Annotated in this window: 9 protein-coding genes; 5 read left to right on the top strand and 4 right to left on the bottom strand. The window is 76.4% G+C overall.

Going from position 1 to position 11,653, the window contains the following annotated elements:
* The first annotated feature begins 35 nt into the window (after positions 1-35).
* Positions 36-1,307 (top strand): Na+/H+ antiporter NhaA, encoded by a 1,272-nt coding sequence (gene nhaA / locus JWP64_RS16600; RefSeq protein WP_297497674.1) that lies wholly within the window; start codon positions 36-38, stop codon positions 1,305-1,307.
* Here nhaA and JWP64_RS16605 read toward each other — a convergent pair.
* On the bottom strand, positions 1,295-1,882 hold the full coding sequence (locus JWP64_RS16605; protein ID WP_297497677.1) for a helix-turn-helix domain-containing protein: 588 nt from the start codon (positions 1,880-1,882) through the stop codon (positions 1,295-1,297). The two genes, nhaA and JWP64_RS16605, sit on opposite strands and share 13 nt — an antisense overlap.
* A gap of 143 nt (positions 1,883-2,025) precedes the next feature.
* On the opposite strand from JWP64_RS16605, the gene JWP64_RS16610 reads away from it, so the two are divergent.
* Positions 2,026-3,261 (top strand): MFS transporter, encoded by a 1,236-nt coding sequence (locus tag JWP64_RS16610; protein WP_297497680.1) that lies wholly within the window; start codon positions 2,026-2,028, stop codon positions 3,259-3,261.
* Here the strand turns inward: JWP64_RS16610 and JWP64_RS16615 are convergent.
* The gene (locus JWP64_RS16615; RefSeq protein ID WP_297497683.1) at positions 3,258-4,520 is read right to left on the bottom strand and encodes a GNAT family N-acetyltransferase; all 1,263 of its coding nucleotides are present in this window, start codon (positions 4,518-4,520) and stop codon (positions 3,258-3,260) included. The genes JWP64_RS16610 and JWP64_RS16615 overlap by 4 nt on opposite strands.
* 250 nt (positions 4,521-4,770) lie before the next feature.
* On the opposite strand from JWP64_RS16615, the gene JWP64_RS16620 reads away from it, so the two are divergent.
* On the top strand, positions 4,771-7,776 hold the full coding sequence (locus JWP64_RS16620; protein ID WP_297497686.1) for an AAA family ATPase: 3,006 nt from the start codon (positions 4,771-4,773) through the stop codon (positions 7,774-7,776).
* Positions 7,777-7,862: 86 nt separating this feature from the next.
* On the opposite strand, the gene JWP64_RS16625 is transcribed toward JWP64_RS16620, so the two are convergent.
* Both JWP64_RS16625 and JWP64_RS16630 read right to left on the bottom strand, forming a co-directional pair.
* A complete protein-coding gene (locus tag JWP64_RS16625) occupies positions 7,863-8,465 on the bottom strand; it encodes a sigma-70 family RNA polymerase sigma factor (protein ID WP_297497689.1) in 603 nt (200 codons plus the stop codon).
* Positions 8,466-8,600: 135 nt separating this feature from the next.
* Entirely contained in the window at positions 8,601-8,984 is a 384-nt protein-coding gene (locus tag JWP64_RS16630) for a hypothetical protein (RefSeq protein ID WP_297497692.1), read from the bottom strand.
* 314 nt (positions 8,985-9,298) lie between these two features.
* Between JWP64_RS16630 and JWP64_RS16635 the strand changes: the two genes are divergently transcribed.
* Both JWP64_RS16635 and JWP64_RS16640 read left to right on the top strand, forming a co-directional pair.
* Complete coding sequence (locus JWP64_RS16635) at positions 9,299-10,567, top strand: DNA repair exonuclease (RefSeq protein WP_297497694.1); 1,269 nt, start codon at positions 9,299-9,301, stop codon at positions 10,565-10,567.
* A 5-nt stretch (positions 10,568-10,572) separates the two neighbouring features.
* Positions 10,573-11,653: AAA family ATPase (locus JWP64_RS16640; protein WP_297497697.1), on the top strand; the 1,081-nt coding region annotated here is incomplete at its 3' end.

Consider the following 11,653-nt stretch of genomic DNA (forward strand, 5'->3'; position numbering starts at 1 on the left):
CGTTCCGTCGTGCCGCCGAACCGCAGGAGCTCCCGATGACCGCCCCGTCCCCCCGCCTCTTCGGCCGCGGGTCCTGGCCCGAGGCCCGCCGCATCGCCGAGGTGCTCCGCGCCGAGACCGTCGGCGGGGCGCTGCTCGTCGGGGCCGCGCTCGTCGCGCTGGTCTGGGCCAACTCCCCCTGGCGCGAGACGTACGCCGCGCTCGGGTCCCTGCGCGTCGGGCCGGCCGCGCTGCACCTGGACCTCACCCTCGCCACCTGGGCCGCCGAGGGGCTCCTCGCGATCTTCTTCTTCGTGGCGGGACTGGAGCTCAAGCGCGAGTTCGTGGCCGGGGACCTGCGGGACCCCCGGCGCGGCGCGCTCCCGGTCGCGGCCGCCGTCGGCGGGATGATCGTGCCCGCCGTGCTCTACTCGCTGGTCAACCTCGGGTCGCCGCAGAACCTGGTGGGCTGGGCCGTCCCGACCGCCACGGACATCGCGTTCGCCCTGGCCGTGCTCGCGGTCGTCGGCCGGAACCTGCCGTCCGCCCTGCGGACGTTCCTGCTGACCCTCGCCGTGGTCGACGACCTGCTGGCCATCACGATCATCGCGGTCTTCTACACCGACGAACTGCGCCCCGCGCCGCTGCTGCTCGCAGCGCTCCCGATCGCCGCGTTCGCGCTGCTGGTGCAGCGCCGGGTGCGCTCCTGGTGGCTGCTGCTGCCGCTCGCCGCCGTGGCCTGGGCGCTGGTGCACGCGTCCGGGGTGCACGCGACGGTCGCCGGGGTGCTGCTCGGGTTCACCGTTCCGGTGATCCGCCGGGCGGAGGGCCCGGGGCCGGGACTCGCCGAGCACTTCGAGCACCGGTTCCGCCCGCTCTCCGCCGGGTTCGCCGTGCCCGTGTTCGCGTTCTTCGCCGCGGGAGTGTCCGTCGTCGACGCCGGCGGGCCGGTGCTGGACGGCGTGACCGCCGGGATCGTGGCCGGTCTCGTCGTGGGCAAGACGATCGGCATCCTCGGGTCGACCTGGCTCGTGCAGCGCTTCACCCGGGCGCAGCTCGCCGAGGGCCTGAGCTGGTGGGACGTGTTCGGCCTCGCGATCCTCGCCGGGATCGGGTTCACCGTCTCGTTGCTGGTGGGGGAGCTGGCCTTCGGGACCGGCAGCGCGGCGGACGACCACGTGAAGATCGGGGTGCTGGCCGGTTCGCTGATCGCGGCACTGCTCGCGACGATCGTGCTGCGGATCCGCAGCCGGGTGTACGCGCGGCTCAGCGCCGAGGAGAAGGTGGACTCGGACGCAGACGGCACGCCGGACGTCTACGGCTCCTGACCGGTTTCCCGGGCACGGGGCCGGGCGCGGGTGTGCATCCGCTCGCCCTGCGGTCCGAACAGGCTCAGGATCTCGACGGGCCGGTCTGCCGCGGGGCCGAACCAGTGCGGGACCCGGGTGTCGAACTCGGCCGCCTCGCCGGGCTCCAGCACGACGTCGTGGCGCTCCAGCCGCAGCCGCAGCCGCCCGTTCAGCACGTAGAGCCACTCGTAGCCCTCGTGCGTGCGCTGTTCGCGGTCGGGGTTCCCGGGACGGATGACCAGCTTGTACGCCTGCAGCCCGCCGGGGCGTCGGGTCAGCGGCAGCATGGTCCGGTCCCCGCGGGTGACCGGTTCGGTGCGGACCCGCGGATCACCGACGGGCGGCGCGCCGACCAGCTCGTCGAGCGGCACCTGGTGGGCGCGCGCGATCGGCAGGAGCAACTCCAGGCTCGGCCTGCGCCCGCCGGACTCGAGCCGGGACAGGGTGCTCACCGAGATGCCGGTCGCCTCGGCCAGGGCGCCGAGCGTGGCACCCCGCGCCTTGCGGAGGCGCTTCAACCGGGGCCCGACCTCGGCCAGCACGTCCTCGTCCACGCCGGCCATTGCAGTACCGGCAAGTCACCTTGTCAATCCTGGAGGGGGTCACCGGCAACCCGGATGGTTGTGACGCGGTCGGGGCGGTTGTGCGGGTCACCTCCGCGGGACGCGCGACGGTTGCGCGGTGGAACATGGCGGCAGTGACCAGCGCGCCCACCACCACCGACCGTGCCGAGACCCCGCCACGACACCGCTGGTCGGGGGCGTCCGTCCTGCTCGTCGTCGCCATCCTGCTGCTGGCGCTGAACCTGCGCGCCCCGATCGTCGCCGTGTCCGCCGTGCTGGACACCGTCCGCGCGGACCTGGGGATCGGCGCCGGGACGGCCGGCCTGCTGACCAGCCTCCCCGTGCTGTGCTTCGGCCTCGCCACCCCGCTCGCGTCCGCGCTGCTGGCCAGGGTCGGGCTGGCCCGCGGGGTGCTGGTCTCGCTCGCGCTGCTGCTCGTCGGCACCGTCGTCCGCTCGCTGGACGGGCTGCCGCTCGCGATCGCCGGCACGTTGCTGATCGGGGCGGCGATCACCGTCGGGAACGTCGCCGTGCCGGTCGTCATCGGGCGGGACCTGCGCCGGCACACGGGCGCGGTGCTCGGCATGTACACGGCCGCCCTGAACGTCGGCTCGATGATCACGCTGTCCTTCACCGTGCCGATCACCGGCGCGATCGGCTGGCGGGCCGCGCTGGCGGCCTGGGGCGCGATGATCCTGATCGCGGCGTTCGTGTGGTGGCGCGCGACCCGCTCCGGCGGGTCCCGACCGGCCCCGGACTCCCCGGACGCGCCGTCCGCCGAGGACGTCCGGGAGGGCCCCGTGTGGTGGCGGCGCCCGGCGACCTGGGCGCTCACCGCGGCGTTCGCCGGGCAGGCCTTCGCCTACTACGGGGTCACGGCCTGGCTCCCCCTGCTGCTGCGCGACGAGCTCGGGATGGACGCGTCCCAGGCGGGCGTCAGCTCGTCGGTCTTCCAGATCGCGGCGCTCGCGGGCGCGTTCGGCGTCCCGCTGCTGCTCCGCGCGTTCCGCGGGCCGCGGGTGACCGTGCTGATCGTCTGCGCCGCGTGGCTCGCGCTGCCGCTGGGCCTGCTGCTGTTCCCCGCCGGCTGGGCGGTCTGGTGCGCCGTCGGCGGGGCGGCGCAGGGCGGCGGGATCACCGTGATCTTCTCGCTGATCGTCCGCAAGGCGCGCGACCTCGCGGAGAACCGGCAGATGTCCGCGCTCGTGCAGGGCGGCGGCTACACGGTCGCCGCCCTCGGCCCGACGGTCGTCGGCGCCGTGCACGAGGCCGCGGGCGGCTGGGTGGCACCGATGCTCGTCGTGACGGCGTCCGTGCTGGTCCTGGCCGTGTGCGGGACGGCCGCGGCGGGCCGCGCGCCGGCCCGCTAGAAGTCCGTCCCGTACTCGGGTTCCCGCTCCGCGGTGAACGCGGTGTCGACGCGCCGCAGGACAGCCGGGTCCGCGGCCTCGACCAGCGCGGCCCGCGCCAGCGACGACGCCCGGAACCCGCCGAACAGGAGCGACCCCAGCGCCGCGACGCCGAGCCGGACGTGCGGCGGTGCCGAGGCCGGCTCGCAGACCGCCCCGTCGGGGCCCCCGCGCAGCCGGAACCGGCCGCCCCGGCCGAGGAACGGGTCGTCGACCTCGAGCACGACGTCCAGCTCGGTGCCGTAGGTCCGCGCGGACAGCGCCGCCGGGACGTCGAGGATGCGGGCCCACACGCCGTCGTAGCGGCCCTCGGTGCGGACCCGCCGGGGGTCGGTGAGCAGGTGCGGCAGCGCGTCGTCCGGCGCGACCTCGGCGGTGACGGCGCTCAGCAGGTCCAGCCCGAGCAGCACCCGCCAGAGCGCGACGTACGCGTCCCGGCTCACCGCGACCAGGTCCACCACCCGGCAGACGCGGCCGCCGTCCGCCTCGGCGATGCGGTACGAGGCGTAGCCGTCCGCGTGGACGAGGTGGTAGAGCGCGGAGTCCCCGCCGCGCTTGGCCGGCTTGTCCGCGAGCAGGGTCGCCCACCAGCCCGCCGACCGGTCGAGCGCGCCCGGGGTGGTGGCGTGCCAGCGCGCGTGGAGCGGGGGCGCGACGGTGCGCATCTCGTCCGTCTCGGCGTAGCGCACGCCGCCCGGATCCGGGACGTCCGCGCGGAACGTCGTGCCCGGGCGGGTCACCCGGACGGCGTGCCGCACCGTCGCCGGGCCGTAGCCGAACCGGCCGTAGATGCCCGCCTCGCTCGCGGTGAGCAGCGAGACCGCGAGCTCGTCGGCGATCATCCGCCGGTGCTGCTCGCGCATCAGCGACCGCAGGATCCCGCGCCGGCGGTGGGTTGCGGCGACCGACACCCAGGTGACGCCCTTCGCCGGCACGGCCGCGCCGCCGGGCATCCGGACGGCGAAGTCGTACCCGCCGGTCGCGCCGACGAGCTCGGCGCCCTCCTGGGCGAGCACGAAGTTCCCGGGGTCGAACAGCTCGCGCCCGTAGTGCTCGACGTCCTCGGCCGAGAGCGTCCAGTGGAAGGCGCGGCCGTCGAGCCGGGCGATGGCCGGCAGGTCGTCGCGGGTGGACGTGCGCAGCTGCACGCCCGGCCCGGCGGTCGAGGACGCGGGGGTCGGGGGCAGGGCGGTCGGGGGCGGGGCATCGACGGCGGTCACGGGACCCGAGTCTGGGGCGTCACCGCGACGCCGTCGACCGGATTTCCCGCTCGCGGACGGCCGGCGGTATCACCGGACTCCGGCGAGGTCTCTGCAGGTGGTGGCGGTAGGGCGGACGGGGGGCGGCCCGTGGCGACGGGCGGAGGCGGCACTGCGTACGGCGCACTGCCGGCACAGCGGGGTCGAGGCGCCGCGGGCGGGTCCGCCGAGTCGCTGGACCCGCGGTCGGCGACTGCCTACGGTACGGAGGGTGACCTCCGGTGCGCCCGTCCCCCTGGTCGGGCGGTCGGTGGAGATGGCGCGCCTGCTGGACCTGCTGGGCCGCGCCGAGGGCGGCAGCCCGGCGGTCGCCCTGCTCGGGGGCGAGGCCGGCGTCGGCAAGTCCCGGCTGATGGGCGAGCTGGCCGCCGCGGCCGCGGCCCGGGGAGCGCTCGTCCTCTGCGGAGGCGCGGTCGACGTGGCCGATCCGCCGCCGTTCCTCCCGCTGGCCATCGGGCTCCGCACGCTGCTCCGGAACCCGCCGCCGGGCGTCGCGGAGGTCGTCCGTCCGTGGGTCGCCGATCTCGCGCGCCTGCGGATCGTCGCGGGCCCGCCCGGGGAGGTGGGGGAGGCGTCGCCCGTCCATCCGCTGGACCTCGTGTTCCGGGTACTGGCGGAGCTGGCCGGGACCGCACCGCTCCTCGTCGTCCTGGACGACCTGCACTGGTCGGACAGCTCCACCCGGGACCTGCTCGCCTACCTGCTCGGCGGCTTCGTCGACGAGCGGATCCTCGTCGTCGGCGCGTACCGGACGGGATCGGGGGACCGGGACACCGGGTGGACCGGCACGCTCGCCGGCCTGCGGCGGCACAGCCGGGTCCGGGTCCGGAGGCTGGACACGCTGGACCGCGACGCCGTCGGCGAGATCGTCGCCGCGCACGGCACCACGAGCGCGACCGTGGCCGGCGAGCCGGTCGACATCGCGGACCTGGTCTGGGAGCGCTCGAACGGGAACGCGTTCATCGCCGAGGAGACCCTGCGCGCGGTGCGCGACGGAGACCCGATGGCGCTCTCCGGGACCCTGCGCGAGATGGTGCTGGCGCGTGTCACCGCGCTGCCCGCCGCCGCGCAGGACGTCGTGCGGGTGCTCGCGATCGGCGGCACCGCGATGCCCCACGACCTGCTCGAACACGTCGCCTCGACGTTCGGCGGCGAGCTCAACGCGGCCGTGCGCGCGGCCGTGGAGGACGGCACCGCGGTCGTCGACGAGGCGGTGCAGGGCTACCGGCTGCGCCACGGCCTGACCACGGCGGTCGTCGTGGGCGCCCTGCTGCCCGGCGAGCGCCGCGAGCTGCACCGGCGGTTCGCCGCCGGGCTCGCGGACCTGCACCCGGACGACGACAGTACGTCCGCGCTGCTCGCCCACCACTGGGAACGGGCGGGGGACCGGGAGCGCGCGCTGGTCGCGTCGGCCGTCGCGGCCGGCGCGGCCGAGCGGGTGCGCGGCTACGCGGAGGCGTTCCGGCACTGGCGGCGCGCCGCGGACCTGCTCGACGACGGCGATGCGGCGCCGCGCGCCGTCCAGGCGGGCCGGGGCCCCGCGCTGGACCGCGGCGCCACCCTGGACCGGGCCGCCGAGGCCGCCCACCTGGCCGGGGAGCACGAGGGTGCGATCACCGCGATGCGGGAGCGGCTCGGGCTGGCCCCGGCGCTGGAGGCGGGGCCGGACGGGCTGGACGGCGCCGTGCTCGTCTCCCGGCTGGGCCGGTACCTGCTCGCCGCCGGGCGCGGCACCGAGGCCGAGCTCGCCTACCGGCGCGGCGCGGACCTGCTGCCCGAACGCGGCGGCGAGTCCGCGCGGGCGTCCGTGCTCGCCGGCCACGCGGAGTCCCTCCTGCAGGCCGGGAACTTCACCGCGGCCAGGTCCGAGGCCGAGCGGGCGCTGCGGCTGGCCCGGGCCGCCGGGGCGCTCGACGAACAGGCGCGGGTCCTGGTGACCCTCGGGTTCAGCCTGGCCTACCTCGAGGACCCGGTGGCCGGCGCGGAGGCTCTGGCCGAGGGGCTGCGGGTGGCCGAGCGCAGCGGGAACCCGGCCGTGCTCGGGCGGGCCTTCGAGCAGCGCGCGGACCTGCTGTCCGGCCCGCTCAACCAGATGTCCGCAGGGGTGGACGTGGCTCTCGCCGGGGCGAAGCGGCTCGACGAGCTGGGGCTGGGCCGCACCTACGGCGTGCGGCTGCTCGCGGTCGCGGCCAACGGGCTCTTCCGGCTCGGCCGCTGGGACGAGGCGATGGCCGCCATCGAGGAGGGCTGGTCCGCCTGGCCCAGCGGCAGCGAGGCCCTGGACGTCCGGCTCGCCCGCTGCAAGCTGCGGATCGGCCGCGGCGACCTCTCCGGGGCCGAGGAGGACCTCGACGCCGTCGAGGTCCTCGCCCGCGCGACCGCCGGCCCGCGCTGGCGGATCCCGCTGCTCACGCTGCAGGCCGGGCTGGACATGTTCCGGGGCCGCCCGGACCACGCGCTCGACGACGTGGCCGCGGGCCTCGACATCGTCGACCAGGGCTCGGACGACGTGTGGCTGGTGGCCCCGCTCGTCTGGCACGGGCTGCGGGCCTACGCCGAGACCGTCCGGCTGGACCGTCCGCGGCCCGGCGCCGCGGCCGTCGAGCGGCTGCGCCGGCACGTCGAGGACCTGGACCGGCGGGCGCGCGACGCCGTCCCGTTGGTCGGCGAGGGGGTCGGCGCGTTCGTGCTGATGTGCCGGGCGGAGGACGCGCGCGCGTCCGGGGCGTCGGATCCCGGGATGTGGCAGGGCGTCGCGGAACACTGGGAGCGCGGCGACCAGCCCTATCCGGCGGCCTACGGGCGGCTGCGGCAGGCCGAGGCGCTGCTGGAGCGGCGGACCCGCTCGTCGGCGGCCGCCGAGGCGCTGCGGCGGGCGCACCGCACCGCCGTCGCGCTCAGCGCGGGGCCGTTCCGGGCCGAGGTGGAGGACCTGGCGCACCGGGCCCGGATCAGCCTCCCGGACCCGAACGCCGTCGTGGCGCCCGCGCCGGAACGGGAGGCCCGGCCGTCGGCCGGGATCGAGGCCCTGACCGTCCGCGAACGCGAGGTACTGGAGGAGATCGCCGAGGGCCGCACCAACCGGGAGATCGGCGAGCGGCTTTTCATCAGCGAGAAGACGGTGGGGATCCACGTGACCCACATCCTCGCGAAGCTCGGCGTGCGGACCCGGGTGCAGGCGGGGGCGATCCACGTGCGCGCGGCCGGCGTGGCCTGAAGGACGCACCAGGGGCTCGCCGGCGGGACCCCTCCACCCGCCGCCGAGCCCCTGCCCCCGCTTCCTGCCGGGAGATCGGGTGGCGTTCAGACCGCCATGAGCGCCCGGAGCTGGCCCAGCGCGCGGGCGCGGGTGGGGCCGATGCTGCCGGTCGGGATCCCGGTCGCGGCGCTGATCCGCTCGTAGGACCACGGCTCGTCGGCGAACAGCGCGCCGAGCAGGAGTTGCCGCCGCCGCGGGAGCGCGGCGACGAGCTCGCGCATCAGGCGGGCGGCCTCCTGGTCGATCGCGCACTGCTCGGGCCCGGGCCGCGGGTCCGGCAGGCACACGCCCGCGTCGTCCGCGGGGACGCCGGCGTGCGCGGACCGGTCCAGGATCCGCAGACACTCCCGCCCGGCGACCGTGGAGAGCCAGCCGGGCAGCCGCCGCGGATCCTGGATGTGCTGGGCGTTCTGGGCCAGTCGCAGCCAGGTGGACTGGACGGCGTCGTCCGCGTCGGCGTCCTGCAGCCGGAAGGTGCGGACCCGGGAGCGGACCAGCCGGTCGTAGCGGGTGGTCACCTCGCGCCAGGCGCTCCGCTCGCCGGCGGAGAGCCGGTCGAGCAGGTCCTGGTCCGGCTGGCCGTCGACCGGTGCCCGCGGTGGCGGGACGGCCGGGCTCGGTTCGTGCGGAAGTGCGGGCGCGCGCATGGTCCCCTCCAGGCGGAGTCCTCATCGCGGAGTCCGGGGGCCGGGGCACCGGCACGGCTCTGACCCCGCGAAGCATTCCGCCCTAGGCGGTGGACCGCGTCGGGAGACACCCCTAGGAGGGTGCGCGGGACCCCCCTATTTCCGCCGCCGCCCGGCCGGTCGGCGCGGCGTGTGCTGTGCCGGTCGCGCTGTGCTGTTCCGATCAGTGCTGTTCCGATCAGTGCTGTTCCGGTCCGGGCTGTTCGCGTCGGGGCTGTGCCGGTCGCGGGGGGAGCGATCCGCGATCCAGGCCGCGGCGGCCGGGGAGAAGCCGCGGCGGGAGGCGTCCCACTCGCCGGCGTCCGGGCGCTCACCGGGGGACCGTCCCGGGGCGTCCTGCCCGCAGGGTGCCGTGTGGACCGCGGAGCGCACCCACAGCACGGTGCCGTCCCGCAGCGCGCGGTCGATGTGGGCGTAGGTGACGTGCTCCTCGCGCTCCACGTCGATCGGGGCGTAGCAGCGCTCACAGATCAGGATCATCGCGTCGTCTCCAGGTGACGGGTCCCGGCACGGTGAGGAACGTGCACGGCCGGGACCTGCTTCGGGGGGCTCGGATCGGCGTGGAGATCGGCACTGATCGGAGAACCGGAAGCCCTGGTGCGTGGAATCCCCTCGGAAGGGCGGCCCAATCGCCAGTGTCGCATTCGGCAGCCGCGCGGGCCCAGGGGTGGGCGGCGTGGCGTCAGGCACGCGACGGAGCTTGTCGGTGGGGCGGTATACGCTCCGAACGCGGCGAAATTGCACAGGTGTCATTCGCCCGTCCGGACCCGTGCCGCACGAGGAGAGGACCCCGCTTGCGTCTCGTCCACGCCGCCGATCTCCACCTGGACAGCCCCCTGCTCGGCCTGTCCCGGCTGGGGGACTCCGAGCTCGCGGACACCCTGCGCCGGGCCACCCGCCGCGCGTGCGAGAACCTCGTGGACCTCGTGGTGGACGACGAGGCGGACGCGCTGCTGCTGGCCGGGGACGTCTACGACGGGAACTGGAAGGACTACGCGACCGGGCAGTTCTTCGTCCGGCAGATGAGCCGCCTGCACGACGAGGGCGTCCCGGTCTTCCTGATCAACGGCAACCACGACGCGGAGAGCGAGATCACCCGCTCGCTGCGGCTGCCGCCGAACGTGCACCGGCTCTCCACGGAGCGCCCCGAGACGGTCACGCTCGACGACCTGGGGCTGGCCGTGCACGGCCAGGGCTTCGCCCACCGCGCGGTCCTGGAGAACCTGGTCCCAGCCTATCCGGACGCGATCCCGGGCTTGGTCAACGTCGGGCTGCTGCACACCTCGGTGCAGGGCGCCGAGGGGCACGACTCCTACGCCCCGTGCGCCCCGGAGGACCTCGCGACCTGCGGGTACGAGTACTTCGCCCTCGGCCACGTGCACGATCGCCGCACCGTGTGCGACGGCCGCCACGTCGCCGCGTTCAGCGGGAACCTCCAGGGCCGGCACCCGCGGGAGACAGGGGCGAAGGGCGCCCTGGTCGTCGACGTCGAGACCGGGGGACGCGCGGAGCTGCGGCACACGGTCTGCGACGTGGCGCGCTGGGAGCACCTGCGGCTGGACCTCGGACTGGCCCGGGACATGGACGAGGTGCTGGCCGTGGTGGACGCCGCCCTGCGCACCGCCTGTGTCGACGCCGGGTCCCGGCCCGTCGTCGCCCGGGTGACGCTGGACGGCGCCTCCCCGGCCGCGGCCTCCCTGCTGGACGCCGAGGGGCTGCGCGCCGAGATCGACCTGCTCGCCGAGAAGGCCGGTGCGGCGGTGGAGAAGGTGCGCAACCGGACCCGCCCCGCCGCGGACGACGGCGGCCGGCCCGTGGACCCGGACCTGGCGGACGCGATCGCCGTCGCCGCCGCCGAGCTGGTGTCGGACCCCGAACGGGCCGCCGCCTTCGCGCTGCCGCTGGAGAAGGAGGTCGGCCGCCGCCTGCGCGGGGCCGGCCTGCTGGACCTGCGCGACGCCGACCGGCTCAGCGGGCTCGCCCGCCGCGCCGAGCAGGAGCTGCTGGCCCACCTGGCCGGGCCGGTGCGCGCGGACCCGGGCGACGCGCGGGCCGCGGGCTGAGCGGCATGCGGATCCGGCGCCTCGTCCTCGAGCGGTACGGCCCGCACGAGGGGCGGGAGCTGCTGCTCGGCCCCGGGCTGACGCTCGTCACCGGGCCGAACGAGGCGGGCAAGTCCACGCTGCTCGACGCGCTGTCGGACCTGTTGTGGGGCTTCCCGAAGCCGATCCGGCACAACTACGCGTTCTCGTCGGCGCGGCTGGCGCTCGCCGCGGACACCGAAGTCGACGGCCGGGAGCTGTGCGTCCGCCGGACCACGCGCGGGCTCGCCACCACGGAGACCGACGAGCCCGTCGACGCCCCGTGGGGGCCCGGTGGCGCCGAGGCGCGGCGGCGCTGGCGGCAGGGTTTCGGGCTCGGGCACGCCGAGCTCCGGGCGGGGGGCGCACGGCTCTGCGAGGGCGGCGGCGACCTGGCCGAGCTCGTGTTCACCGCGCGCAGCGGCCGGGACGTCCGGGCGCTGCTGGACAAGCTCGACGCCGAGGCGGACGGCCTGTTCAAGACGAACAGGAACAGCAAGTCCGTCGCCCTGCGGCAGGCGATGACGCAGTACGAGACGGTCGACGGCCAGGTCCGGGAACGCATGTCCCGGGCCGGGGAGGTCGCGGACCTCGCCACCGAGATCACCCGGCTCGAACGTCGGGCGGCGGCGCTGACCAGGGACCGGGAGGTGGCGGCCCGGGCGAGCGCGGAGGCCGCCCAGCGGGTCCGGGCGTTCGAGCCGGCGTGCCGGCTGGCGTCGCTGCGGGACGCGGTCGCGGAGCTGCAGGAGTCCGGCGTCGTCCTGGACGCGGAGCGGCTGGCGGAGTTCGATGCCGCGCACGCCGTCCGGGAACGCGCGGACACCGAGCTCGCCGCCCTGCGCGAGCAGATCGAGGAGCTCCGGGCCCGGCGGGCGGAGGTGCAGCTCGACGAGGCCCTGGTCGCCGACGCGGCGCTGGTCCGAGAGCTGGACGCCGCCCGCCAGGCGCGGGCGGCGGACGCGGAGCGCGCCGTGGCGCTGCGGCGCGACGCCGAGGACCACGCGCGGCGGGTCGCCGAGCTGCTGGACACGATCGCGCCGGTCGCCGACGGCCCGGTCCCCGCCG

The organism is Pseudonocardia sp. (assembly GCF_025465255.1).
Lineage (GTDB): Bacteria > Actinomycetota > Actinomycetes > Mycobacteriales > Pseudonocardiaceae > Pseudonocardia.

Bases quoted from the DNA above. Each gene is read 5' to 3' on its own strand.
- nhaA (WP_297497674.1), top strand. From the start codon at position 36: ATGACCGCCCCGTCCCCCCGCCTCTTCGGCCGCGGGTCCTGGCCCGAG.
- JWP64_RS16625 (WP_297497689.1), bottom strand. From the start codon at position 8,465: ATGCGCGCGCCCGCACTTCCGCACGAACCGAGCCCGGCCGTCCCGCCA.
- JWP64_RS16630 (WP_297497692.1), bottom strand. From the start codon at position 8,984: ATGATCCTGATCTGTGAGCGCTGCTACGCCCCGATCGACGTGGAGCGC.